The sequence below is a fragment of the Streptomyces echinatus genome (genome assembly GCF_014203595.1).
In the GTDB taxonomy this organism is placed as follows: Bacteria; Actinomycetota; Actinomycetes; order Streptomycetales; family Streptomycetaceae; genus Streptomyces; species Streptomyces echinatus.
This window is the reverse complement of sequence record NZ_JACHJK010000009.1, coordinates 42,272-67,484: the sequence shown is the minus strand read 5'-3', so window position 1 is coordinate 67,484 and position 25,213 is coordinate 42,272. Positions and strand designations below refer to the sequence as shown.

The 25,213-nt window shown below is 74.8% G+C and carries 22 protein-coding genes and 1 tRNA gene; 8 read left to right on the top strand and 15 right to left on the bottom strand.

Annotated features, from left to right (window positions below):
* The first annotated feature begins 30 nt into the window (after positions 1-30).
* From FHS34_RS24585 to FHS34_RS24570, 4 genes are all read left to right on the top strand, one after another.
* Positions 31-597 (top strand): helix-turn-helix domain-containing protein, encoded by a 567-nt coding sequence (locus tag FHS34_RS24585; protein ID WP_184969066.1) that lies wholly within the window; start codon positions 31-33, stop codon positions 595-597.
* Positions 594-1,157: a GNAT family N-acetyltransferase gene (locus tag FHS34_RS24580; RefSeq protein WP_184969064.1), complete on the top strand. Its 564-nt coding sequence runs from the start codon at positions 594-596 to the stop codon at positions 1,155-1,157. Before FHS34_RS24585 ends, FHS34_RS24580 begins: the two co-directional genes overlap by 4 nt.
* Before the next feature lie 286 nt (positions 1,158-1,443).
* Positions 1,444-1,803 (top strand): MmcQ/YjbR family DNA-binding protein, encoded by a 360-nt coding sequence (locus FHS34_RS24575; protein ID WP_184969062.1) that lies wholly within the window; start codon positions 1,444-1,446, stop codon positions 1,801-1,803.
* Positions 1,804-1,926: 123 nt separating this feature from the next.
* Positions 1,927-3,219 (top strand): MFS transporter, encoded by a 1,293-nt coding sequence (locus FHS34_RS24570; protein ID WP_184969060.1) that lies wholly within the window; start codon positions 1,927-1,929, stop codon positions 3,217-3,219.
* Between the two features lie 10 nt (positions 3,220-3,229).
* Here the strand turns inward: FHS34_RS24570 and FHS34_RS24565 are convergent, their stop codons facing one another.
* Both FHS34_RS24565 and FHS34_RS24560 read right to left on the bottom strand, forming a co-directional pair.
* The gene (locus FHS34_RS24565) at positions 3,230-4,150 is read right to left on the bottom strand and encodes a transketolase family protein (RefSeq protein WP_184969058.1); all 921 of its coding nucleotides are present in this window, start codon (positions 4,148-4,150) and stop codon (positions 3,230-3,232) included.
* Between the two features lie 32 nt (positions 4,151-4,182).
* Positions 4,183-4,902: a thiamine pyrophosphate-binding protein gene (locus FHS34_RS24560; RefSeq protein WP_184969056.1), complete on the bottom strand. Its 720-nt coding sequence runs from the start codon at positions 4,900-4,902 to the stop codon at positions 4,183-4,185.
* Positions 4,903-5,027: 125 nt separating this feature from the next.
* On the opposite strand from FHS34_RS24560, the gene FHS34_RS24555 reads away from it, so the two are divergent.
* Positions 5,028-5,101: transfer RNA gene (locus FHS34_RS24555), tRNA-Pro, on the top strand.
* Positions 5,102-5,251: 150 nt separating this feature from the next.
* On the opposite strand, the gene FHS34_RS24550 is transcribed toward FHS34_RS24555, so the two are convergent.
* Genes FHS34_RS24550 through FHS34_RS24515 form a run of 8 tightly spaced genes read right to left on the bottom strand, consistent with a single transcriptional unit; the run spans position 5,252 to position 13,759 of the window.
* On the bottom strand, positions 5,252-6,802 hold the full coding sequence (locus tag FHS34_RS24550; protein WP_184969054.1) for an NADase-type glycan-binding domain-containing protein: 1,551 nt from the start codon (positions 6,800-6,802) through the stop codon (positions 5,252-5,254).
* Positions 6,799-7,398: a phage tail protein gene (locus FHS34_RS24545; RefSeq protein ID WP_184969052.1), complete on the bottom strand. Its 600-nt coding sequence runs from the start codon at positions 7,396-7,398 to the stop codon at positions 6,799-6,801. The genes FHS34_RS24550 and FHS34_RS24545 overlap by 4 nt, the downstream gene beginning before the upstream one ends.
* A complete protein-coding gene (locus FHS34_RS24540; RefSeq protein WP_184969050.1) occupies positions 7,398-9,359 on the bottom strand; it encodes a putative baseplate assembly protein in 1,962 nt (653 codons plus the stop codon). Before FHS34_RS24540 ends, FHS34_RS24545 begins: the two co-directional genes overlap by 1 nt.
* Complete coding sequence (locus FHS34_RS24535; RefSeq protein ID WP_184969048.1) at positions 9,359-9,793, bottom strand: gp25 family contractile injection system sheath assembly initiator; 435 nt, start codon at positions 9,791-9,793, stop codon at positions 9,359-9,361. Before FHS34_RS24535 ends, FHS34_RS24540 begins: the two co-directional genes overlap by 1 nt.
* 40 nt (positions 9,794-9,833) lie before the next feature.
* Entirely contained in the window at positions 9,834-11,741 is a 1,908-nt protein-coding gene (locus tag FHS34_RS24530) for a VgrG-related protein (RefSeq protein WP_184969046.1), read from the bottom strand.
* Positions 11,741-12,466 (bottom strand): CIS tube protein, encoded by a 726-nt coding sequence (locus tag FHS34_RS24525; RefSeq protein ID WP_184969044.1) that lies wholly within the window; start codon positions 12,464-12,466, stop codon positions 11,741-11,743. The genes FHS34_RS24530 and FHS34_RS24525 overlap by 1 nt, the downstream gene beginning before the upstream one ends.
* 14 nt (positions 12,467-12,480) lie before the next feature.
* The gene (locus FHS34_RS24520; protein ID WP_184969042.1) at positions 12,481-12,903 is read right to left on the bottom strand and encodes a phage tail protein; all 423 of its coding nucleotides are present in this window, start codon (positions 12,901-12,903) and stop codon (positions 12,481-12,483) included.
* Between the two features lie 37 nt (positions 12,904-12,940).
* The gene (locus FHS34_RS24515) at positions 12,941-13,759 is read right to left on the bottom strand and encodes a hypothetical protein (protein WP_184969040.1); all 819 of its coding nucleotides are present in this window, start codon (positions 13,757-13,759) and stop codon (positions 12,941-12,943) included.
* A gap of 1,333 nt (positions 13,760-15,092) precedes the next feature.
* On the opposite strand from FHS34_RS24515, the gene FHS34_RS24510 reads away from it, so the two are divergent.
* Complete coding sequence (locus FHS34_RS24510) at positions 15,093-15,518, top strand: hypothetical protein (protein ID WP_184969038.1); 426 nt, start codon at positions 15,093-15,095, stop codon at positions 15,516-15,518.
* Positions 15,519-16,795: 1,277 nt separating this feature from the next.
* Here FHS34_RS24510 and FHS34_RS24505 read toward each other — a convergent pair.
* From FHS34_RS24505 to FHS34_RS24490, 4 genes are all read right to left on the bottom strand, one after another.
* A complete protein-coding gene (locus FHS34_RS24505) occupies positions 16,796-16,954 on the bottom strand; it encodes a DUF6760 family protein (protein ID WP_184969035.1) in 159 nt (52 codons plus the stop codon).
* Positions 16,951-17,475, bottom strand: a complete 525-nt coding sequence (locus tag FHS34_RS24500; RefSeq protein WP_184969034.1) for a hypothetical protein — start codon at positions 17,473-17,475, stop codon at positions 16,951-16,953. The genes FHS34_RS24505 and FHS34_RS24500 overlap by 4 nt, the downstream gene beginning before the upstream one ends.
* Complete coding sequence (locus tag FHS34_RS24495; RefSeq protein WP_184969032.1) at positions 17,475-17,918, bottom strand: contractile injection system inner tube protein; 444 nt, start codon at positions 17,916-17,918, stop codon at positions 17,475-17,477. Before FHS34_RS24495 ends, FHS34_RS24500 begins: the two co-directional genes overlap by 1 nt.
* Positions 17,919-17,990: 72 nt before the next feature.
* Positions 17,991-19,604 carry a phage tail sheath family protein gene (locus FHS34_RS24490; RefSeq protein ID WP_184969030.1) on the bottom strand — a complete coding sequence of 538 codons (1,614 nt, stop codon included), beginning with the start codon at positions 19,602-19,604 and terminating at the stop codon, positions 17,991-17,993.
* Between the two features lie 283 nt (positions 19,605-19,887).
* Here FHS34_RS24490 and FHS34_RS42690 point away from each other — a divergent pair, with 283 nt between their 5' ends.
* Entirely contained in the window at positions 19,888-21,591 is a 1,704-nt protein-coding gene (locus FHS34_RS42690) for an eCIS core domain-containing protein (protein ID WP_225817725.1), read from the top strand.
* A 114-nt stretch (positions 21,592-21,705) separates the two neighbouring features.
* The gene (locus FHS34_RS24480) at positions 21,706-23,133 is read left to right on the top strand and encodes a hydrolase (protein ID WP_184969029.1); all 1,428 of its coding nucleotides are present in this window, start codon (positions 21,706-21,708) and stop codon (positions 23,131-23,133) included.
* Between the two features lie 16 nt (positions 23,134-23,149).
* Here FHS34_RS24480 and FHS34_RS24475 read toward each other — a convergent pair whose 3' ends face one another.
* A complete protein-coding gene (locus FHS34_RS24475; RefSeq protein WP_184969027.1) occupies positions 23,150-25,201 on the bottom strand; it encodes an ATP-binding protein in 2,052 nt (683 codons plus the stop codon).
* Positions 25,202-25,213: the final 12 nt, after the last annotated feature.

Genomic DNA, 25,213 nt, shown 5'->3' with positions numbered 1-25,213 from the left:
CCGTCTCACATTCGGGATAGCGTCCCGGATATGAGAAGCGAGAATTCTGTCGATCTCCTCCTCGGTGCCCGGCTGGCCGAGTTGCGCGCCCAGCACGGCTGGTCCCTGGGCGAATTGGCCGAGCGCAGCGGAATCAGCCGGTCCACCCTGTCCCGTGCCGAACGCGCGGAGACCAGCCCCACCGCCGCCGTCCTGAACCGGCTCTGCCATGTCTACGGCCGCACCATGTCCCAGCTGCTCAGCGAGGTCGAGGCGGCACCGGCGCCGCTGGTCCGGGCCGCCGACCAGCAGGTGTGGGAGGACCGCGGGTCCGGCTTCGTCCGCCGCTCCGTGTCCCCGCCGCACACCGGGCTGCGCGGCGAACTGGTCGAGGGCCGGCTCACCCCGGGCGCGGACCTCGCCTACGACCGGCCGCCCGTGCCCGGACTGGAACAGCACCTGTGGCTGCTGGAGGGAGCGCTCGAAGTGACCGTGGGGGAGCGGGCCCACCGGCTCGGCGCGGGCGACTGCCTGCGCATGCGGGTGTCCGGCGCGACCCGGTTCCGCTGTTCCGGGCCCGGTGAGGCGCGGTACGTGCTGGCGGTGGTGCGGCCATGAGGGTGGAGCGCTGGACCGGCGCCCGCGTACGCGACCGGGCCGACGGCCTGGCGGCGCTGCTGACCGACACCGTCGCCTCGGGCGCCTCGGTCGGCTTCCTCGCGCCGCTCGGTCATGCGGAGGCGGTCGCCTGGTGGCGGGAGCGGGCCGATGCCGTGACGGCGGGACACCTTGCCGTCTGGGCCGCCGTGGACCGCGCCGGCACGGTGACCGGCACGGTCGGCCTGGCCTTCCCCGGCAGGACGAACAGCCGGCACCGCGCCGAGGTGGTCAAGCTGATGGTGCACCGTGCCGCGCGGGGACAGGGCCTCGGCCGCCGGCTCCTGGCCACCGCCGAGCGGGCGGCCGCCGCCGACGGCCGCACCCTGCTCCACCTCGACACCGAGACCGGCAGCCCCGCCGAGCACCTGTACCGCACGGCCGGCTGGACCCGGGCCGGCACCATCCCCGACTACGCGGCGAACCCGCTGGGCGAGCTGCGTCCCACGACCCTCTACTACCGCAACCTCTCGACCCGGCCGGCACCGGTTTCGAGGGCCGGCGCCGGGACCGACCGCTGACGGACGCACCCGCGCCCGCGCCGGCAACGCCCGTGCCGTCAGCCGGCGGGCTCGCCGAACCAGCGGGAGAGGTGGTCGTCCAGGTCCCGCTGATCACAGGGGTTGCCCTTCGGGAGTGCCTTGTGGTCGAGGCGCTCCCGGCGACACCTACGCCGGTCGCCGGCCGTGACGGGAAAGGGGGAGCCACCCACATCGGTACAGCGTTCATGGGAGACCGGGGCCGACGACGGCCGGCTGGACGCTCCCCGGAGGATGACTGTCAGTGGCGGGAGCTACCGTGCGTGGCATGCCGGATGCAGAAGACGTACGCCGAATCGCCCTGTCCCTGCCGGACACCACGGAGAAGGTCGCCTGGAACATGCCCACGTTCCGGGTGACCGGGAAGATGTTCGCCACCCTTCCCGAGGACGAGACGTCCATCGCCGTGCGCTGCCCCAAGGAGGAGCGCGACGAACTGGTGCTGGCCGAACCGGAGAAGTTCTGGATCGCCGACCACGAGGCCCAGTTCGCCTGGGTGAGAGCGAGACTCGCCGCCCTGGAGGACGACACCGAGCTGCGGGACATCCTGGCCGACTCCTGGCGCCAGGCGGCCCCGCCCGGACTCCTTGACGCCCACCCCGAGTTGGGGCGCCCGTCCGGCGACTGAAATTCCCGGCGGGCGCGGCCGGGTGATGGCAGGATCCCGCGCGGCGGAAGCGGCACCGGGCAGGGCACGGCGGGGACGGCTCCGCCGGCGGAGAGCCGGACGGCCGGGAGGGGAGCACTCGGGATGACCGGAACGGACGCGGGGCGCGGCATCGCCGCCCAGGGGGTGCGGAGGGCCGCGGCCGGCGGCGCCCCGGCCGTGTGGTCGCGGGACTTCGCGCTGTTCTTCGTGGCCCGGGCCGTCGCCCGCCTCGGCGACACCATGCTGCCCGTCGCCCTCGCCGCGGGCCTGCTGGAGCACGGGTACGGCGCGGGCGCGGTCGGCCTCGCCATGGCCTCCACGGTCGCCGCGTTCGCCGGGCTGGTGGTCTTCGGCGGGGTCGTCGCCGACCGGTTCAGCACCCGCAGACTGATGATCGGCGCCGACCTCGTCAGGGTCGGCACCCAGTCCCTCGCCGCGGGTCTGTTCTTCACCGGGCACGTGGTGCTCTGGCAGATCTGCGCCATCGGCGTCGTCAACGGCGTGGCCGGCGCGGTCTTCCAGCCGGGCGTCGCCAGCACCGTGCCCCGCCTCGCGGCGGACGTCCAGGGGGCGAACGGCGCGATCCGCGTCGCCGAGTCCGCGGCCCAGCTCGCGGGCCCGGCCGTCGCCGGCGTCCTGGTCGGTGTCGCCTCGCCCGGCGGTCTCTTCGCCGTGCACGCCGCCACCTACGCGCTCAGCGCCCTGTGCCTGCTCCTGCTCCGGCTGCCCCCGCTGCCCGCGGGCGCCCGGGCCACCACCGGTTCCGCCCCGCGCGCCTTCCCTGACGATCTCGTCGACGGCTGGCGGGAGTTCCGCTCCCGCACCTGGCTGTGGGGCGTGATCGCCGTCTGGTGTCTCTACATGATCGCGGTCTGGGGCCCGACCGTCCCCCTCGTGGCGACCGAAGTCGTCCGGCACCACGGCCCGCGCGCCTACGGCCTGCTCAACTCGGCCCTGGGCGCGGGCACGGTGGTCGGCGGCCTGCTCGCCCTCCGGCTGCGCCCCCGCCGTATGCTCCGCGCGGGCGCGCTCGCCCTCTTCGCCTTCTTCGGTTTCCCGGCGGCCGTCGGGGCGGGCCTCGGCGTACCGGCCATGGCGGCCGGGGCCGCGCTCGCCGGGGCCGGCATGTCGTTCTGGGGCGTGATGTGGGCGACCACCGTGCAGACACAGGTCCCGGCCGACGTCCTCAACCGCATCCACGCCTACGACGTGGCCGGGTCCCTCGCCATGATGCCGGTGGGCCAGGCCCTCGCCGGCCCGGCGGCCGGAGCGCTGGGCGCCGGCCATGTGCTGCTGACCGCCGGCGCCGTGAGCCTCGTCGTGGCGGCGACCCTGCTCGCGACACCGGCGATACGCGACCTGGTCCGGGCCGAGCCGCGCACCCCCGCCGCCTGAGCCCCGGGGTTCACCGGCCCGCCGGCACCCGCCCGGCGCCGACGAAGCCGCCGATCCGCGCGCGCAGGCTCGCCGCGTCCAGGCCGTGCGCGGCCGTATGCTCCTCGATCGTGCCGTAGCGGCGCAGCTCACGGCGGCCGACGCCGAGGCCGAGCACCCGGTGCGGCACGTCGGACAGCGCCTCGCTCACCGCGGCTGTCGACGTCCCGGCCAGGTAGGGCTCGACCAGCACGACGTCCGTACCGGCCGCGTCCGTCGCCCGGCGCAGGCCGGCCGCGTCGAAGGGGCGCACGGTCGTCGCGTAGAGCACGGTCACGTCCAGCCCCTCCGTGGCGGCGAGGACCGTGTCCAGCACCGGTCCGACGGCGACGACGACACCCGAGCGGCCCTCGCGGACCGTGACGAAGTGCCGCCCGTCGATCACCCTGCCCTGCCGGTTGGACTGCACGGACAGCCGCACGTACACCTTGTCGTCGCCCGCGGCGACCGCGTGGTGCAGCAGCGTCTCGGCCTCGTCCGGATGCCCTGGGACATGCACGGTCCAGCCGTCCAGGGTGTCCAGGAGGGCCACGTCGCCGGGGGCCATGTGGGTGAAGCCGCCGGCCGGCCAGTCGAAGGAGGCAGCGGCGCTCACCAGCACCGCGCCCGTGTCCTGGTGCCCCAGATCCAGCTTGACCTGCTCGAACGGCCGTTCCACCAGAAAGCTGGCGAAGGTGTGCACCACGGGCCGCAGCCCGGTGAGCGCCAGCCCTGCCGCCGTGCCGATCAGCAGCTGTTCGCGGATGCCGACGTTGATCACCCGGTCGGGGTGCCGGCGCTCGGCCTCGCGGAACCCGTCCCGGCCGATCTCGGCGAGGACGACCGCGACCCGCGGGTCCTCGTCCAGCAGCCGGGAGACGACGGGGGCGAAACGGTCACGCATGGTGTCCATGGAGGTGTGCCCTTTCCGGAGAGCGGGGGAGGTCAGTTCTTCGGCTCGACACGGGCCACGACGACATGCGGCCGGCCCGGATGCGCCGCGGTGAACGCGGCGTGCAGCGCCTCGTGGTCGCGTCCGTCGACGGTCACCGCGGACCAGCCCGCGGCCTCGAACCGGGCGGCGATGCCGCCGGGCAGCGCGTGGCTGGCGGAGGAGTTGTCGATCACGACGGCGTGCAGCCGGTCCAGGCCGGCCGGCCCGGCGAAGGCGATCGCCTCGTGGTTGCTGCCCTCGTCCAGCTCGGCGTCCCCGATCAGCACCCACACCGCCGGGTCGGGCCGGCCCTGCGCCCGCAGACCCAGCGCGGTGCCGACGGCGATCGGCAGCCCGTGCCCGAGCGACCCGCTGCCGATCTCCGCCCCCGGCACCAGCACGCGGTCCGGGTGGTGCCCGAGCGGGGAGTCGTACGCCCCGAAACCCGGCAGCCAGTCGACGGGCACGAACCCCTTCGCGGCGAGCACGGCGTAGTACGCCATCGGTCCGTGCCCCTTGCTGAGCAGGAAGCGGTCCCGGGCCGGGTCGTCCCGTCGCTCCGGGGCGACCCGGAGGACGCGGTCGTAGAGCACCCACAGCACGTCGAGCGTGGAGGTGGCCGCCGGACCGTGCTTCTCGTCGCCGGTCATCATCCCCATCAGCCGGGGGAGGTCGTCGTAGCCGTACGTGTCGTAGCCGTACGTACGGTCCTGGTCCGCTGTGATCGTCATGCCGACGATCGTGCAACCTCAACCAAGCTCGAGGTCAACAGGGAAAGGGATGCGCGACCACCGATCCGAGTGCGGTATTGTTTCTCTGCGCGTTCGGCCGGGGGAAACCCCAGGTCACACCGCATCGGGACGTGGCGCAGCTTGGTAGCGCACTTGACTGGGGGTCAAGGGGTCGCAGGTTCAAATCCTGTCGTCCCGACGGGAGCTTCGCTCCGACGTCGCAGATGAGGGCCCTGCCTCACCCATGGTGAGGCAGGGCCCTCGACCGTTCCCGGAGCCCCTTCCTCTCGGCCGGGGGCCTCGGGCGGCGGAGGCGGCCTCCGCGACCGGACCCGTCGCGGAGGGACGGTCAGGACTGGTGGGACGGGCCGAAGAACTCGATCTCGGCGATGGCCACCTGCTTGGTCGGGGACGGCTGGTAGGCCGATTCCAGGGTGAAGCGGACGGCGGTGACCTCGCCGACGCGGAAGGCGACGCGCTGGGCGCCCGCTCCCTGGTCCAGGTTGAGCGTCCGGGTCGTCGTCCTGCCGTCCGCGCCGGTGATGCGCACCTCGACGCGGTGCGGGAGCGCGGACCGGGAGAGCTGGTCCGGGCGGGTCGACTCGCCGGGGGTGATCAGCAGGTCCAGCAGCCGGGTCGGCTCGGCGAACTCGGCCTCGATCCACTGCCCCTTCCCGGAGTCCGCCACCCCCGGCCCCCACCAGGTGTTGTTGAGCTTGTCGAACGCCAGTTGCGGCTTGTGCCCCGGGAAGGAGCGGGAGGCGCGGTAGCCGTCCGGAGCGACCGGGGCGCGCTTGGCGAAGTGGTCACGGGTCGCCTGCACGCCCTTGGGGATGCCGGCGACCAGTGCGGCGAGCAGGGCCAGCACCAGCGCGGCACCCGCCCAGCCCAGGACGCGGTCGAAGGCGCGGCGCAGCCGCGGCCGGTCGCCGGCCCACGGGGTCTCCCGGTCGCCGGACCACCGCAGCCGTCGCCACCAGGGCAGCCTCCCGGGCGCCACCGCCGGCTGCTCGCCGGCCATGGGCATCGCGCAACGCGCGCAGAAGTGCCGTTCGGGGCGGTTGGGCGTCGAGCACCAGGGGCAGGGCGTGCCCCCGTGCGCACCGGCCTCCTCGCCGGGAGCCCGCACGGTCTGTGGGCGCCGGTGCTCCGGGCGTCCGGGCAGCACCGGATCGACGGAGGCGGGAGCGTCGGGCCGGGCCTCGGGGTCGCTGAGGGGAACCAGGAGACGGCGGGCACGGTCGAGGCCGTCGTCGGCACCGCCGGAGCCGGGGCCGCCGGAGCCGGGGCCGGGGGAAGCCGCCGAGGGCAGTGGTTCGGTGGGCGCCGTCTCGGACCCCGGCCGGTGCGCCCGGTGCGGAGCGGCCGGCGCGGACGCGGGGCCCCCGGGAGGGCCGGCGTACGGCGCGTGCGGAGCCGGATCCGGTGCGGTGTCCGGGGAGGCTGCCGCGTGGGCGCCGTACCGGCCGGCGTCGTCCGGGGCGGCCGGGCCGGCTGGGGTGTGCGGGCCGTCCCCGGCCGGGGCGGGCGCCGCGTGGTGGGCGTCCCCGCCCTGCCGCCGGCCGTCGGCCGGCGCCTCTCCCGAATCACCGGTGCGCGCCTCCGGCCGGGCCCCGGGCGCCCGGCCGGGGGTGTCCGCCCCGGCACGGGCCGTCGTCCCGGCCACCGGAACACCGGTCGCCGGGGGACCACCCGCCGGAGCACCGGTCGTCGGGGAACCGGTCCTCGGCGAACCGGTCGTCGGGGAAGAAGCCGCCGGGGAACCGGCCGCCGGGGCACCGGCCGAGGCCCGCGCCGAGGCCCGGTCCGTCCAGCCGAGCACCGCCCCGCAGGCGTCGCAGAACGACTGGCCCGGTTCCGCGCGGGTGCCGCATTCGGCGCAGTTCTGGGGGGTCGTCATCGCTCGGAGGTCCTTTCGGTGGGTACGGCGCCCTCGGCACCGTCGGTATCGGCGCGGTCCACGGCGGTCACCCGCACCGTGTACGGCATGTGGGCGGGACGGGCGGCGGCCACCAGGGCGTCCAGGCGGTGCCGGTCCGCGGGGGTCGGGTCGGGCAGGCGCAGGTGCACGTGGAGCGCGGGCCGGGCCTGGCCGGGGAACCCGCCCAGCGGACGGGCGTCCCACGACGCCCCGCCGCTCTCGGTGACCTCCGGACGCACCCCGAAGGCGAGACGCACCGCCTCCACCAGGCCGCGCCGCGTCCCGCGGATGCGGTGGAGGTGGGCGGCGGCGGCCACGGCGGCCCGCACGAGCGGCTCGCGCTCCACGCCCTCGGTCTCGGCCCCCACCCAGTCGCCCAGCCACTGGGCGAAGTCCAGCGGGGCGAGCGAGGGCCGGAAATACGTGTCCAGACAGTCCAGAACGCTGTGCACGGGGGCCAGCACGTCGTCGAGTCCGGCGACGAACCGCTGCGCGAGGTCGTCGTCGGCGAACACGGCGGGCAGCATCATGCCGATCGGCGCGGACGAGCCCAGGCCGTCGATGGAACCTCTCATCAGGAGCCGTCCCCGATCACCCGGACACGGTGGTCGTAGGAGAACACCAGGGACGGCGCCGACAGGTCGATGCGGTCGGTCGCGTCGCCGCGCTTGCCGGTCAGCGGATCCGCCGGGTGCAGCCGCACCTCGTCGACCAGTTCCACCCCCGGCACCCGCTGGAGCACCGCGAACACCTCGCCGCTCTGCACCGGACGGCCGAACGGCCAGCCGGTGCCTTCCGCACCGCCGGTGAGCGGGTCCAGGTGCCGGTACAGGGCGTCGTACGCCGCCCGGCGGACCCGGTCGGTGTCCACCCCGCGGAACGCGTGCACCGTGGCCACGACCGTCACCCCCTGGTAGTACGGCGGGCCGACCGCCAGCCGGGTGCCGATCAGCCGCCGTTCGTCCAGGTGCCGGGTGATGCGCTCCAGCAGGCCGTCTCCGGGCACCAGTTGCTCGAACCGTAGCCGCCCGCCCGGATCGGGCACCGCCTGCGGCACCACCAGCAGCCGGACCGCGTAGGCCCCGTGCTCGCTCTCCTCGCCCTCCAGACAGGTGATCCGGGCGGTCTCGGGAGCGGCGCGGCGGGCCAGCTCCTCGTAGTCGCGCAGGGTCACCGCCCGGTCCTGGGCGCGCAGGGTGATCGGCGCCCGGACCTTCGCCTCCTCCACCGTCTCGCCGTCCACACCACCCTGCGCCGCCTCCCGGTTGACCACCTCCGAGACGTACGGGATGGAGGTGCGCAGGATCTGCACGGCGCCCCGGGCGACGTTGCCGGCCCGGCCCCCGCCCGTGCGGTAGCGGCGGGCCCTGACCGGCGTGCCCTTGCCGGCCACCGCCCCGAACTGGCGGAGCGAGCCGTCCGGTTGGCGCACCGCGGGTCCGAAGGCGATCTCACCGGTCGCGGCGTCCAGGGTGATGTGCCGGTCCGACGGTCCCGAGGCCGCGAAGTCGCGCACCACCAGCCAGTCCGTCCAACCCTCGTGCTCGGCGGTCTGCAGCAGCACCGGCGGCTCGTCGCCGACCACCGGCGCGTGCGCGAGGCGCAGCCGCTGTCCCGGCAGGCCGGTCGCCTCGCCGAGCGCCTCGTCGCGCACGGTCTCCGCGTGCACGGCGGTCGTGGTGCCGCCGATCGTGAACGCCTCGGCCGAGCGGACCGTCGGAGACGTCGTGTAGAAGGGCTGTCCGGCCAGCGGCTCGGTGACCCGGCAGCGCAGCCAGCCCGCCTCCCGGCCGGCGTTGCGGGACAGCACGTGCCCGCCGGGAACGTGCAGGACCACCTCGCCCGGCCGGTTCAGGCCGCCGGTGCCGTCCCGGTCGACCTCGCAGGGCCGCCAGCCGTCCGCCGTCCACGCCTCCCACACCAGCGGGGGCTGGCGCGGGTCGACGCCGACGCCGTCCACCCTGCTGTCCAGGTCGAGGGCGAGCGCGCAGTGCGGCACGGCGGCGGTCAGGCCCAGGAGCATGCTGTCGCCGACACCGGGCGACTCGGCGAAGCAGAGCACGTCCTTGTCCTCGTCGGCGAGGTCGTGCGTGCGGTCGACGGCCGCCTCGCCGCGGTGCTGCACCATCAGGTGCCGCAGCGCGCACGGGACGATCGTCAGATCGCGCTCGGTGGCGAAGACGACCGCCTCCTCGCTCTCGGTGCGCACGGTGGCGGTCTCGGTGCCGGGCGGCACCCGGACCGGCTCCTCCTGGGGCGCCGACAGCCAGAACGTCACGTCCGTGCGCGCGGCCGTGGGCGGGAACAGGGTGATCCCCACCAGGTCCAGGAAGGCCAGGTGGTTCTTCTCCGGCACCCGGTTGAGCCGGTACACGATCTGGTCGGCCATGTGCGCGACCGTCTCGATGAGGGTGACACCCGGGTCGGAGACGTTGTGGTCGGTCCACTCCGGGGCGCGCTGCTGTATGTAGCGCTTGGCGTCGTCGACGAACTGCTGGAAGCGGCGGTCGTCGAGATTCGGGGAGGGCAGGGCCATCAGCGGTCGCTTTCCGGAGCCGGGGAGTCGTTTCCCGGCTCGTCGTGGGACGGAATGACGTAGAAGGGGAAGACCAGGCTGCGCGGGTTGTTGGTGCCGCGGATCGAGTAGCGGACGTCGATGTAGAGGACGCTGCGGTCCGTACCCGCCGTGACCTCGACCTCCTCCACCTGGATGCGCGGCTCCCACCGGTCCAGGCTGACGTGGACCTCGTGCTGGATACGGCCCGCGGTCTGTTCGTTGACCGGCGCGAACACCAGGTCGTGGATCGCGCAGCCGAAGTCGGGCCGCATCGGCCGCTCACCCGGCGCGGTCGACAGCACCAGCCGGATCGCCTCCTCGACCTCCCGCTCGCCGCTCACCAGGGCGATACCACCGGTCGGGCCGATCCGCAGCGGGAACGACCAGCCGGAGCCGACGAACTGCTCGGCCATCAGCGACCCACCCGCCTCTCCGCGCGGCCCGTGCACCCGCTCATGCCGGCACCACCATCACGACCAGCCCGTTGGAGGTCAGCGCGCCCATGATCGGAACGGTGGCGGCCCGGATGCCCACGTTGGCGATCGAGGTGATCTGCACGCTGCCGCCCGCGGTGATCGAGGCCGCGCCCAGCGCCTTCAGGCTCAAAGCGCCCAGGGCGTCCACGGTGACCGCGCCGGTGAGGGACTTGAGGTTGACCAGGCCGCGCCCCTCGATGTCGAGCATGCCGCCGCTCTTGATGCTCAGGTTCCGCCGCGCGCTCAGCGACAGGTCGGTGCCCGCCTCCACGGACACCGACCGGCCGCCCTTGATACTCACGGCGCCCTTGCTGTCCACGGTGATCTCCGTCTTCGTCCGGTCCAGGTTGATCACCAGCTTGTCGTTGCCGGTGGCGAGCCGGACGCCCTGCTTGCGGCCCCCGGTCCGCTGGCTCAGCAGGTCCAGCCGGTTGCCGGTCCGGTCGGCGACGGTGTGCCGGGAGGCCTGCTTCTTCAGCCCGTCGTGCAGCGGCACGTCGGACACCGTGGTCGGCCTGTCCCGCCCGTTGTAGAGCCCGCCGATCACGAACGGGTGGTCCAGCGCGCCCCGGTCGAAGGCGACCAGCACCTCGTCGCCGACGTCCATCGGGAACACCCCGCCGCCGCCCTTGCCGCCGAGCTGCACGGTCCGCGTCCAGTCACTGACGTACGCGTCGTCGAGCCAGGGGAAGTGCAGCTTCACCCGTCCCTGCTTCAGCGGGTCCTGCACGTCCGTGACGAGGGCGTTGGCCACGCCGGGCAGCCGGGGACCGGTGTCGGTGCCGCCCGAGGCCAGCCCGTACAGCGACCGCCACTGCCGGCCGCTGACCGTCACCCACGCCTCGTAGTGCGTGCCGTCGCCGAACACGTGCCGTACCGACGTCGCCGTGTACTTGCCCTCGAACGGGGCGCCCACGTCCGCCAGCGCCACCGGAACTCCCGGGCGCAGCTTGGGGTTCCCGCGGACCGCGACCTCCAGTTCGGCGAAGGAGGCGGTCACGTCGTCGGCGAGGGCGTCGGCCGCGAACCGCACCTCGCTCTGCTTGTCGTAGGGCGTGTCCGTGCCGACCAGCCGGGCCGGCTTGAAGCTGCCCGCGGCGGCGGCCGGCGTGGTGCCGATCCCGATGCCCGGATTCAGACTCGCCCGCGAGGAGGCCGTCAGCTTCTTCTTGGTCGTCACGTCCCAGCCGCGTGCCTCGACCCGGCCCACCTGGTCGGCCGCGGTCACCGCGGACCGCAGCCGCAGGATGTCGTGTCCCGCCTGGAGCACGAACGGGCTCTTGTCGCCCCCGATGTCCGGGGAGGGCGCCCCCGAGGCCGACCGCGGACGCACGAACTGGAACCTCCCGTCCGCGTCGACGGACATGACCATCTCGTTCTCGTCGGCCAGCCGCGCCAGGAAGTCCCAGTCGGTCACGTTGGACTGGCTGATGAACTCGTAGACGGTGCGGGTCGGCTGGATCCGGCCGATCGGCAGCCCGTCCTGCTGGGCCAGTTTCCGGGCGATGTCGGAGGCGCTCTGGTTGCGGTAGGCCGCGACCCGCCGCTGGCGCAGCAGGCGGTGACCGGCGTCGTAACCGCGGATCACGGTGAACGTGCCGGTGCCGTCGTAGTCCGCCTCCAGACCGGTGACCTCGCCGGTCAGCAGCGGATCGGCGGCCCCCTGCCCGTCGGCGACCGGCGCGATGACCACCTTCGTGCCGAAGGTGACGCCCAGTTTGCCCAGGAGCAGCCGGTAGGGGTCGCGGAAGGTCAGCCGGAACGCGGCCGGCACCCCGGCGCCCTGGTCGACGTAGCAGTCCACGAGGGCGCGCGCGAACTCCGGCGGCAGCTTGGCGCCGCCGATCCGTACGTCGACGACGTTGGAGAAAGCGGACTTCGGCATCAGGAACGCACCTCCTCGACGGCGGGCAGCACCAGTTCCGTGCCCGTCGGCAGACGGGAGGGGTCGTCGATGCCGTTGGCGTCGGCGATGGCCCGCCACACGGTCGCGTCGCCGTACTCACGCCAGGCCAGCGACTGCAGCGAGTCGCCCGCCACCACCCGGTGGACCCGCTGCGCCTTCAGCGCCCCGGAGGTCGGGTTCTGCCCGAGGGTCTGCCCGGGGATCTCGTGCAGCTGCATCCGGCAGGTGGCCCGGATCGGAGCGCCCGTCGTGCCGAACAGGGTGTAGCTCGCCTCCACGGAACTCACGTACGCCACGAACCGCGCCGTGGAGAACGAACCCCACTGGAGCACCACCCAGGGCGGGGACGGCTGCTTGGCGTCGACGCTCCGCGCCGTCGTCTCACAGCAGTCGAGCAGCGACTCGACCTTCTTCAGCACGGTGTTGCCGGCCGGCTCGTCGGACGAGTCCAGGAAGATCTCGACACTCATCTCGCGCGGCAGCGCCCCCATGAACTCGGGCAGCGAACCGTCCCGTTCGACCTGCGTGGGCGTGGACTTCCACTCCGCGCGGCGGGTCAGCGACAGCTGCGCCGGGTTGAAGTCGAACCGGAAGGTCCTGATGATCCCGCCGGGTGTGGTGCTCGTGCCGACGGGCGGCTCGTGGATCGCGAGCGTGGCCCGTACGAGGCTCTTGCCGGCCCCGCCCCTGCTGCCCTTCGCCATGTCGTGCCGTCCCCTCAGTCCGTGAATCCGTGGTGGGCGATCTCCAGCACCTCGGTGGCCACGGCGGGGCTCGCGGGGTCCAGAGTGGGTCCCGTCCAGCTCACCGGCAGCACGTCGATCAGGCCCCAGCGGGCCACCTCCGAACCGTCCGCGCGCAGCGCCGCGATCTGGGCGGTGGGACGCTTGATCCCGGTCTGCACCGACGAGATCCACTTGGCCACCTTGGCGGTGTCCGGGGTGAGGGGACGGGTCAGCCGGATCGTGGAGAAGGTGACCCGGGTGGGCAGGTGCCAGACGAAGCCGTTGTTGCCGCCCTCCTGGCGCTGTTCCACCTCCACCTGCGACGAGAGTCCCTGGCAGCCGTTGAAGTAGCCGAGGCTCTCGCCGTCGATGCTGAGGGTGAACCAGATGGTGGAGCCCGGGTCCTGGCGGGACATCGCGGCGGACCTTTCTGTCAGTGGTGTCACTGGTCTGTCAGTGGCGGGGATCGCGGAGCCGGCCGACGCGTTCGCGGTCCATGCGCAGTTCGGTACGGATCAGCCGGGTGACGCGGCCGATGATGCGGTGCACGAGTTCGTCGAGCTGGAAGTCGGTCAGCTCCCTCGGGTCGAAGGCACCGGCGGAGACCCCCGTGTACGCGGGAGGCGAGCCGCCGTCCGCGTACGGGGGCGGCGGGCCCGGGGGAGGCCCGTGCGGCGCCGTCCCGTGGGAGGCCGGCCCGCCGGGCGGTGCCCCGTACGGGGGTGGCGGCGTCCCGGGCCCGGCGGTGTACGGCGGCGGGGCCTCCGCGCGGTGGCCGCCGGCCGGTCCCGAGCCCCGGCTCAGGTCGGTGGCGACGGTCGCGGCGGCCGCCGAGGCCAGTGCGCCGACGGCCGAGTGACCGGCCGCGGGGGTGCCCCGGCGGCCGGACGGGGACGCCTGCTTCCGCCAGAACCGCTGGACGGGAAGTGCCTGCGCGGACGCGCCGCTCGCCGGGGGCCGGGGAGGCGGAGCGGCACCGGCACCGGTGCCGGCCGTGATACCGGCCCCGGCGGTCGGAGGCGGGGGGAGCGGGGCGCTTCCCGGAACCGGTGTCCCCGCCGGTCCGTCCGGGGCCGCCGCCGGTCCGTCCGTGGTGGGCGCCGGGGCGGGTGTGGCGTCGCGAGTGGTCCGCTGGACGGGGGGCGGACCCACCTGTCCGGGCACCGGGGCGAGGGGCTGCGCCGCGGTGGTCCGGCCGGGGCGCGCGGCGGCGACCGGGGCCACCTGCCCGGTGCCCGGCGCGCCCCGGGGCGCTGCGGCGAACGGGGACACCGGCGGTGCCGGGAGAGGGGGTGCCGGGAGAGGGGGTGCCGGACGGGCCGAGGGAGCGGCCGGAGGAGCGGCCGGCCGGACGGGGGCCGCCGGGGCGGCCAACGGGGTGGCACCGGCGGGGACGGCCGGCACCGGCGCGCCCAACGGGCTCCGGCGGGCGGACACGGCTCGTGGCACGGCGCCGGTACCGGCGTGCACCGGCGCGGAGGAGGGGGGTGTGCGGCGCTGGACGTGCGGCTGTCCCGGTGCCGGCGTGGCCGGCTGAACCGGGAGCCGGGCCGGGGCGGCCTGCGGGTCCGGGGCGGAACCCGCGGGCCGCGTCGGCGCGGTGTCCGTGCCGGCCGACGTGGCCGGTCCGGCCGTCCGGGACGTCGGCGTCGGCCGGGTCGCTCGGGTCGGTTCGTTCGGCTGGTCCGATGAGCGGCGCTGGACCGGCGTCGCGGGACGGGGTCCGCCGTCCCTCTCGGCGCCGTGGGCGGGCGGCTGTCCGGGCGGCGGCGCACCGTGCCCGGGCCGGCCCTGGCCCTCGCGATCCCGCTCACCGCCGTCAGCGGTGGAGCGTGTCGCCGGGCGGCCGTCGGAGTGCGGGCGCTCGGCGGGGGGCCGGGCGGAGGGTTCGGGCCGTGACGGCCCGGGGGCGGTGGTGCCGTCTTTGGCCACCCCGCCGGGGGCGCGCTGAACCGGGGCCTGGGCGGGGGGCGTTGCCGCCGGAGCCGGCTGCCGAGACGCGGTGCCGGCGTGCGGAGGCCGCGGCGCCGGGGGCGTCGGCAGGCCGTCCGGGGCCGACGGGGCCGGGCGGGACGGGAGCGGGGCGCCGAGACCCGCGCGGGGTGCCCCCTGGGCGGAGGCGCCGCGCCGCAGGCCGGGTGAGCCGGCGGTGGTGTCCGTGGCCGGTGGGCGGTCCGGGGCGGCGGGGCCGGAAGGGGCGCCCGTGGGCGGGAGTCCGGGGCCCGGTGAGGCGGAGGGGGCGCCGGTGGATCCGTTCGGGCGGGCACCGGGTCGTGCCGCCGAGGCAGGGGTCCGCGTCGTACGGCCGCTCGTAGCGGAGGTGGGCGCCACGGGTCCGCTGGTGTCGGCGGACGACTCGACAGCGGCCCGCGCCAAAGGAGTCGGGGTCTTGTCTCCGCCGCCCAGTAGCGGGGTGCTCGCCGCGGACCTGCCGACGGACCGCTGGACGGGCTCGGGCGTGGGAGCGGGTGCGTGTGCGGCGGGGGCGGGGGCCTTGGCCGGGGCCGGGGTGGGGGCGTGGGCCGGGTTATGGGTCTGGGCGGGAGCCGGAGCCGGAGTTGAAGGGGGAGCGGGAGCCGGGGCGGACGAGGTGCCGGGAGGCAGGGTGCCGCCGTCCCGGTGGCCCCCTCGCTCCGCCGCCCCGCCGGTGTCCTCGGCCGTCACCGGGTGGCTCGCGCCGGAGTCCGAGGGCGCCGACAGCCGACGTGCCACCGGCAGGGTGCGGCGCTGCACCGGAGGCGTCGCGGTCCGGGCGCTGGTGAAGGAGGGCGACGACGGCACCGGGTCCGTACCGGCGGTCCGTACCCGCAGGCCGGACGCGGGGCGCACCGGCGTGATCGCGGACGACGCGGACGGGCGGGGCCGTACGACGGCCGAGCCGTCCGCGGTTCCGGGCCCGTTCGGCGCGGCCGGGAAGCCCGGCACGACAGGCGCTGCCGGCCCCTCGGACACGGCCACCGACCGCTGCACGCCGGGCGTCGGGCCGGCCGTGGCGGGGCCCGAGGAGGGGACGCTGGTGGAGGCGGCGTGAGAGACCGGGACGCCGTGCCCGGCCGCCGTCCTGGCACCGGCGCGTGTCCCGGGACGGGAACCGGTGGGTGCCGCGGCACCGGAACCGGCGGACGCGCCATGACCGGGACCGGCGGACGCGCCAGGGCCAGGACCGGAACCGGCGCGTGTCCCGGCAACTGCACCGGAACGGGCACCGGTTCGGCTCCCGGCCCTGTCACCGGCACCGGTCGCGCTTCCGGCCCCGGAGCCGGCACCGGTCCTGGATTCGGCACCCGCACCAGTTCCGCTACCGGCACCGGCACCGAGGCCGAGTCCAGCACCCGCACCAGTTCCGCTACCGGCGCTGGCACCAGTCCGCGTTCCGCTCCCGGCACCGGGGCCGCTTCCGGCACCGGCACCAGTTCCGCTTCCGGTCCTGGTCTGGTCCGGGCGTGCGGCCCCCTGCGATGCCGGGACCGGCGCGGAACCCATGGGCCCGGCGGCAGTCGTGGTCACGGCGGCCGGGTGCGGCCCGAGGCTTTTCCTCGGGACCCGAGCCGGACTCGGTGCCGGTGCCGTCCCGGCGCCCCCCTCCGAGGGGGCACCCGCACCCGTGCCCATGTCCGCACTTGTGCCCGTGCCCGCGCCGGAAGCCCCGCCGGCCCCCGCACTCGTACCCGCCACCGACGCGGGGCGTGCCTGTGGCACGCGTGTCGTGACGCGGCGCGGCATCGTCGGTGCGGCCGGACCGGGGCCACCCGGCACCGTCGGCGGCAACAGCCGTAGCGGCACGGCCGGAGCCCGCTGAACCGCCGGGGCCGGACCCGCGAGGGGGAGCCCCCCGGCGGGAAGTTCCAGGCCCGCCACCGGACGCGCCGGGGCCGGCCGGGGCATGCCGCCGGTCAGCCCGGCGCTGGAACGGCCGTCCAGCACCGAGGGCGAGGCCGTGGCCGTGAACGACGGGTTCTGCCATGTGGGCAGCCGGCTGCCGAAGGCCGCGTCCGACACACCGGGCGCGCCCACGGTCAGGCTGCGCCGGATCGGTGCCGGCCCCGGCCGGCCCGGAGCCGACGCGGACGACCCCGCCCCGCCACCGAACCGCCCGGCGCCCGGCACGCCACCCCCGGTCCCTCCGGCACCCGGCACACCCACCCCGGATGCTCCGGCGCCCGTGTCTTTGGGCGACGGGTCGGCCGGGGCGTCGGCCGGATGCCTCCGCGCCGACGCCGTAGAGGTCGGCGCCTGCGCCGTCACCGCCGCGTCCGCCGGCCGGCGTTTCGCCGTGTCTCCGCGCAGCCGGTCCCAGAGCCCCACCCGTCAGCCCTCCGACGCCGCGCGCGTCACCAGGGACGCGATCTCGCCCGTCCACCGGCGGCGGTCGCGGTGTTCCAGGTCCAGGATGTCCTCCATGCTCCAGTGGAAGTGGTAGGCGATGTACGCGATCTCCTCGTGCAGCCGGTCGGTCGCGTACGTCACGATTCCCCCAGGCGGCTCCCGCCGAGTTCCACCTCGAAGGACTCGGCGCAGTGCGGGCACTCGACCGCCGCGCGGGTGTGGCCCTCCGCGTTGATCTGGCGGTAGAAGTCCTGGAGGAACGCCAGGTCGGAGGCGAACATGTTCTCCACGATGCCGTCGTGCACCATCGGGAGCGTGCCGAGCCGGGTGATGACCCGGCCGAGCAGGACGACCGAGAGGAACGCCGGGTTCTCCTGGACCCGCACGTCCCGCAGCGGTAGGAGTTCGTCGCGCGCCGTCGACAGCCGCATCACGCCGTCCCGGTGGACGGTGCCCGACTCGTCGACGTAGCCGCGCGGCAGCTGGAACCGGAACTCGGTGCGCAACTCGTCCTGCTGATACGCGGCCTGCCGCGCGGCAGGCGGCGCCCCGGCCGCGGCCGGTACCGGAGCCGTGGCGTCCGTCCCCGTCCCGCCCTGGTCCGCGGGGTCCCCGTCGGAGTGGGCGACCGCGCCGGCCGCCCTGGAGGCCGTGCGGCGCATTACTCGATGACCAGTTCTTCGAACGCGATGGTCACCGTCTCGGTGAGGGCGGAGGCCTCACCGGCCTTGACCGTGCTCGCGTCGATCTTGTTGCACCAGGCGTTGCGCAGGTGGTAGCGCTTCACCGGGTTGTTCTCGAAGTCCATCATGATGATGGAGGCGTTCTTCCGGGCCGTGGTCATGTGGCCGGCGATGGACTCGTTGATCCACTGGGTGAACGACGCCGACTGGGTCATGCCCCGCACCACCGTGCAGGAGCCGTTCTTCTTCACACCCGGCAGGTTCTTGACCACGTTCTGGCCGTTGGGGGTGTTCTGCTGGTAGGTGATGACGTCCTGCTCGATGCTGAGACCGCTGACCTCGGCCAGGTACTCGACCATCACACCGTCGATCTGGAGGCCGAAGTTGTGTGACGTGAGGGCGTCACCCTGCTGGAGACTCATGTGTTCGCTGTCCTTCAGGGATCAGAGGTGGAAGGGGCGGGGGAGAGGGCGGAGCACGGGGCGGCGGTGCGCCTACTCCTCCAGCTCACCGTTACCGCTGGAGAACTGGGCCAGCCGGAAGATCACGAACTCGGCCGGCTTGACCGGGGCGATGCCGATCTCGCACACCACCCGGCCGACGTCGACCGACTCCGGCGGGTTGGTCTCCTCGTCGCACTTGACGTAGTACGCCTCTTCCGGCCGCTGCCCGAACAGCGCGCCGGCGCGCCACTCGTTGACCAGGAACGCCGAGATGTTGCGCCGGATCCGGGCCCACAGGGCGTGGTCGTTCGGCTCGAACACCACCCACTGGGTGCCGATCAGGATCGACTCCTCCAGGTAGTTGAAGTACCGGCGGATGTTCAGGTAGCGCCAGGCCGGGTCGGAGGAGAGGGTGCGGGCGCCCCACACCCGGATGCCGCGGCCCGGGAAGGCGCGGATGCAGTTCACGCCGATCGGGTTGAGCAGGTCCTGCTCGCCCCGGGTGATCTGGATCTCCAGGTCCACCGCACCGCGCACCACTTCGTTCGCGGGCGCCTTGTGCACGCCGCGCTCGGAGTCGTTGCGGGCCCAGATGCCGGCCACGTGTCCGCTGGGCGGCACCAGCCGGCTCTGGCCGCTGCCGGGGTCGAACGTCTTGATCCACGGGTAGTACAGGGCCGCGTACTTGGAGTCGTAGCCGGCCGTCTCCTGCCGCCACACCCGGATCTGACGGGCGTTCATGCCGGGCGGCGGGTCGATGACGGCGACCCGGTCGCCCATCAGCTCGCAGTGCGCGATCAGGCCGAGCTGGACCGCCTTGACGGACTCCAGGTCGATCGCCCCGCGCTGGTAAGCGGCCATCAGGTCGGGCACCGCGACCATGGAGATCTCGTCGACGGCCTCCAGGCCGCCGAAACCGGTGCGGTCGGCGGAGTCGCCGAGGTAGTGGGCCGGGCCCGGGTGCGCGTCCTGCGACGCGCCCGGCGGCGCCTCGTGAGCCGGGGCCGCGGCGGCCGGCGGGGCGGGGAGGGCGAGCGTCTGGTTGTCCGGCCGGGCGAGCTGCGCGGTCGGCGCGGCCTCCGTCACCGCGATCAGCCGGGAGCGCTCCTTGACCTGCGTGACGACGTAGTTGCGGCCGGTCTTCTTCGCCGTGACGTCGAAGGTCTCCACCGCCTTGTCGCCGTCCTTGACGATGAGCCGGAAGCGCTCCGCCGGGCCCTCGCCCTCCGGGTCGGCGACCTCGACGCTGAGCGGGCCCTGGGCGCCGGAGGCGAGGGCCGTCACGGCGAACGTGCCGAGCTGCCGCGGTTCCGCCGCGGGCAGCGCGGCCGGGGCCGCGGACTCGGCCGGCACGGCGGGGGTCCGGCCGGCCGAGCCGTTCTGGGGGGCGACGCCCTCGGCCGAGCCGCCCACTCGGACGACGTAGGCCGCGGTGCCGCCGTTCTGGAAGAAGCCGTAGACGGAGTGCGCGAGGTAGTACCCGTCGGTGAACTCACCGAAGCTCGCGACGTACTGGCTCCAGTTGGTGACCAGCGTCGGCTCGTTCAGCGGGCCGGTCGGCGCGAGCCCCACGAAGGCCGCGACCGACGTGCCCACCCCCTCGATCGGGCGCGAACCGCTGGCCACCTCCTCGACGTAGACGCCGGGCGACAGGTAGGACGGCATGCTCTGCTCTCCTCAGGGGTACGAGACAGGACTGCCTTCAGCCTCACGCGCGTGAACCGCCGGCGGAACGTCCTCCGGGACCGGACCGGGGGCAGGCCCGTTGCCCCGAAGGGCAACCGGCCGCGTTGCCCCCGGGACTGCCCTTGCGTACCTTCCCCGCCCGCCCGTCCGGCCGGTAGGACCGGAACGGTGCCGCCGAAATCCCGCCTCCCGGCCGGAGGACGGGAGCGTGGCGGCGGGACGTCACAGGACGCGGGTGAAGCCGCCGTCGAGGGGAGCGCGTGTGCGCGCACAGCACAACGGAAGCGACCAGGCCGCCGCGGGCCGGGCCGAGGGCGCCCGCACGGCCCGGTCACCGCTGCCGCCGGGGCGCGCCGCCGGGATTCTCGCGCTCCAGCGCGCGGCCGGCAACGCCGCCGTCACGGCGGCCGTCGAGGCCGGGCGGCACGAGCACGACGCGAACTGCGGGCACGGTCCCGCCGTGCAGCGCTCCCTCGTGCACCAGGTGCTGCGCGGCTCCGGCACGCCGATGGAGACGGGGCTGCGCTCCGAGATGGAGGGCAGGTTCGGCGGCGCCGACTTCGGCGGGGTGCGCCTGCACACGGACGTCGTGGCCCAGCGGTCCGCGGCGGAGATCGGGGCGTCGGCCTACACCTCGGGCAGTCACGTCGTCTGGAACGGCCGGGACAAGCACACGCTGGCGCACGAACTCACCCACGTCCTCCAGCAACGCCGGGGACCGGTCGCCGGCACCGACACCGGTGGCGGGCTCAGCGTCAGCGACCCCGGCGACCGGTTCGAGCGGGCCGCGGAGGCCAACGCCGCCCGCGTGATGTCCGGCCCGGCTCCCGTGCAGCGCGCGGTGGAGGCGGAACCGGGCGCCCCCGCGCGCAGCGGCGCCGAGACGTCCCCGGCGGCGCCGGTGACGGGCGACGGAGCGGCGGTGCAACGCCGGGTGGAGACGGGTGCGCGGGTCGGTTTCGAGTTCCAGCAGCTGTACAGCGACGCCTACGTGCGTTCGTCCGACGAGTCGGTCTCGGACTCGGAGGCGGAGGTGCAGCCGATCCGGGCCCCGCTCTACGGGAGGACCTGGAAGCTGGAGCAGGACGGAAGCAACCTGGAGTTCGTCACCGAGCCGTTCGCGGACCTCGCCCGGCTCACGGCGACCGTCAAGGAGATCAGCAGGGTCGCCGCCGACCTCCTCCGTTACCGGGACGAGCAGGAGTTCGAGATCGGCGACATGTACGTGACCATGGAGAAGAAGGACGACACCGCCCAGCCGCAGGTCAACCCCGACATCCCGCTGGACGCGCTGCCGGGCGTCTTCCAGCAGGCCGACTCCGACGAGCAGCACGCCGAGGACTACTACAGCGTCGGGGGGCCGTACTGGGACGCGCGGCGGACCGGGAACGAGGTCGCGGCAGTGGCGTCCATCGGCCGGGCGATCGAGGCCCTCCCCGCGGACCGGCTGGCCGAGAGCCTGCGCATGCCCGAGCCGACCGCCGCGGCGCTGGGCAGCGCCAAGGGCCTGCTCCAGGCGATCGCGTCGGCCGTACTGCACACCGCCGACTTCCACACCAAGCTGGACAAGGACCAGCCCGTCCTCGTCAAGACGGACCTGGGCGCACTGTGGAAGAGCCTGGTCGCCGACGGGGTCGTCGGTGCCCGGACGACGGTGCGGGACGTGGTGGATCTGCTGATCGGACTGGACGAGACGCCGGCCGACGCCGACGACGACATGCGGCGGATCGTGACCGAGGTCCTCGCGGGCAGGGACCCGGTGTGGCCGTCGGGCATGCAGCCCCGCGACATCCCCGCCACGGCGCGGGAGGACGGCGGAGCGGACGCGCCCGCGCACCGCAAGCAGATCCTGGTCGAGCTGCGCCGCGTCCCGATCCTGCACCACAACCAGTGGACCGGCTTCGCCGAGCAGGCGTTCAGGCACTTCGTCGCGGACGAGGAGAACCGCTTCCACCGCGACCTGTGAGCCGCCCCGCAGGCGCCCCGCGGCGGGGCGCCTGCGGCAACTCTGCCCCTTCGGACACCCACACTGCCCCCCGGTCCGCTGACCCGCCGCCGTGCTCCGGCTTAGCGTCGACGGGTGAGCCTGTGGACTTCTCTCGAACCCGCCTCGGCGACCGTGGACGCGGGGAGCAGTACGACGGTGCGGTTGCGGGTGCGCAACACCGGTGACGTGGTGGACGAGTACCGCTTCGAGCCGGTGGGGCCGCTCGCGCCGTGGACGACGGTCGAGCCCCCGACGCTGCGCCTGTATCCCGGCACGACCGGAGCGGTGGAACTGCGCTTCGCGCCGCCGCGCTCCCCGGACGCCACGGCGGGACCCAACCCGTACGCGGTGCGGATCACGCCGACGGAACACCCGGAGGCGGTGACGGTACCCGAGGGCAACCTCACCGTCACCCCCTTCACGGAGTTACGGGCGGAGCTGGTGCCGCCCACGGTGAAGGGGCGCTTCCGAGGGCGCCCCCGACTGGCCGTGGACAACATCGGCAACACCCGGCTGACGGCGTCGATCGCGGGCAGCGACAACGGCGACCAGCTGTCGTACGACATCCACCCGGGCAGTGTGCAGATCGAACCGGGCCGCGCGGCGTTCGTGAAGGCCACGCTGAAGCCACGGCGGATCATCTGGTTCGGCGCGAAGGAGCAGCGTCCGTTCACCCTGTCGGTGCTGCGCTCGGGCGCCGACCCGCTCCCGGTCGAAGGGACCTACGTCCAGCGGGGGTTCCTGCCGCGCTGGCTGGCCACCTTCTTCGGCGTGCTGACCGCGCTGGCGATCACGTTCGTGATGCTGTGGATCGCCTACAAGCCGGGCGTGAGCAGCGGCGCGACGCCGAAGGTCGCCGCCGGTGCGGCCCTCGCGCCCAGCACGTCCCCCTCGGTGACCCCACCGCCGCCGCCCACGGCGGCCGCCACCACGCCCCCGGCGGAGCCGGACAGCGGTGACGACGGCGGCGACGGCGGAGGAGGGGGAGGGGACGGCGGCGGTCCGGCCGCCACCGTCACCGAGGAGGCGCCGGAGGAGACCGCCGCGACGGCCGTACGGCGCCTCGCCGACGACGACCCGGGCGGGCGGCACGTGTGCTACCGCGCCTTCGTCACCGGGGACGGCTGGCAGAAGCCGGTGTGCGACGGCACCATGGCGGGCACCGTCGGCAGCGACACCCCGATCAAGGCCCTGAACATCGCGGTCACCGGGGTCGGCGGCTCCGCCGCCAACGCCTTCCTGCACAAGGACGATTCGACCGACGGCAAGGGACAGTGGTCGCCGAGCTGGACGGCCGTCGTCGCCGACGGCGAGGACAACTACGTCGGCAGTACCGAGCCGGACGATCCCCACATGCTGGGCTTCGCCATCAACGTCGGCACCGGTGAGGTGTGCCAGACCTCCCGCGTGCACAACTTCGACTGGGGCCAGCAGGGTTGCGTGAAGCAGCGCCCCGAGTTCGTCTTCGGCGGCGCGCTGGAGAACGACCGGTACCTGGAAGCCGTCAAGCTCACCGTGTGACCGGCCGGGCCGGCCGCTACCAGGAGCCCTCTCCCGGCAGCAGCCGGCCCGCCTTGCGGTACTCGCGCCGGGCACCCTCCAGCAGGTCGGCCGCCGTGACCGTGTCGCCGCGGCCCGCCGCCAGATAGGCCGCGGTCACCACGGCGCTGCGGATGGACCCGCCGGCCAGCTCGAACCCCTCGGCCACCGGCCCGTGGTCGATGCCGTCCACGCACGGCACGTGCGCCAGGCTGTGCCGCCACAGGGCCCGGCGCTGCTCCGCGTCCGGGAACGGGAAGTCGACCACCAGGTCCAGGCGGCGGGTGAACGCCTCGTCGATGTTGGCGCGCAGGTTGGTGGTCAGCAGGGCGATGCCGTCGAAGGACTCCAGCCGCTGCAGCAGATAGGCGCTCTCCATGTTGGCGTACCGGTCGTGCGCGTCCTTCACCTCGGAGCGCTTGCCGAACACGGCGTCCGCCTCGTCGAAGAGGAGGACGGCGTCGGTGCGGTCGGCCTCGGTGAAGATGCGCTCCAGGTTCTTCTCGGTCTCGCCGACGTACTTGTCCACCACGGACGACAGCTGCACCACATAGAGGTCCAGGCCCAGTTCGGCGGCGACCACCTCGGCCGAGAGGGTCTTGCCGGTGCCCGACTCGCCGGCGAAGAGGCCGAGCACGCCCCGGCCCCGCCCGCCGCCCGCGCTGAGCCGCCAGTCGCCGAGGACCCGGCCGCGATGCCGCGCGCGCAGGGCGAGCTCCCGCAGCTGTGCCAGCGGCCGGTCGGGCAGCACGAGGTCCCGCCAGTCCACGTCCGGCCGGATGCGGCGGGCATGCCGTTCCAGACCGGAGGCGGACTGCTGCCGGGCCGCCAGGCGCAGATGGGCGGGGGAGAGCCGGACGCCCTCGAACCCGGCCAGTTCCTCGGCCGACCGCGCCGCGCGGGCGACCCGGTCGCCGGGCAGGCGGTAGGGGGCCACGGTGACGGCGAGATCGAAGCCGGGCTCCTCGTGCAGGGCGGCTGACCAGTCGCCGACGGCGCCCGCCCGGCGCCCGGGCACGTCGAGGACGAGCGGGTCGTGGACGCACCAGTGCGGGTCGTACGGCACCCGGGCCGTGATCAGCACGGGTACGTCCGCGGCCGCCGTCAACTCGTCCACCAGCGGCCCGGGTTCGTCCGGCAGGCCGGTGACGACGACGGTACGCCCGGTCAGCCTGGCCTCGCGCAGCAGGGCGGGCAGCAGGTCACGGGGACCGGAGAAGCACAGCGCGGACAGGCCGGCCGCCTGCAGTGCCGCGGCGACCGCGGCGCCGCCGTCGCCCTCGCGGGTCTCGCGCAGGTACAGGGTGGGCGGCGGACCGGCCGCGAGCCGCTTCGCCAGCCGCTCGGTGAACCGCCCGAACCCGGTCCCGCCCTGGTCCGGCGGCGGCGGGCCGGGGAGGTCGCGGAGCTGCCCGGACAGTGCCGGGTCGGGCGTGTCGTCACCGAGCAGATGGGCCGTCAGCCGGTCCGGCACCCGCAGGACCCGGCTGAGGAAGGGACGTTCGGGCTCCTCCACCTCCAGCAGCCCCAGCGCGCGCAGCGGCGCCCCGGGGTGCAGCCGCGCCCGGGCCGGAGCCGAACCGGCCGGCACCGCGCACAGGTCCAGCGCGAGTCCCGTGGTCGCCCGGCGCCGGCTGACGTCGTCGTTGAGATAGCCGTACAGCGGCTCGAAGGTGCGGTCCAGGTCGGGTGCCAGCGCGATCAGCAGCAGCATGACGTCCAGGTCGGCGAGCCCGAGGCGAGCCGCCAGCGCGGTCAGCCGGTCCGCGGGCGCCTGTGGCGGTCCCGGCGGCACGGCGGGCGACGGCGCGGGCGTGCGCAGCAGATGCCGCACCGCCTCCTGTGACAGATACAGCCCGCGCAGCGGATCGCCGGCGGTGGGGTCGTCCTCGCCGCGGTGCCCGACCAGCAGGGCGACCCGCTCCCGCAGGGCGGCGAGCCGCGCCAGGAGCGCCTCGGCCGCAGGCGCCACCCCCTCGGTCGGCGGGTCCGCCGGGCTGGTCCGTGCGTGCGTGCCCTCGGCCGGCGGGTCCGCCGGGGTGGTCCGCACGGTTGTCCGCTC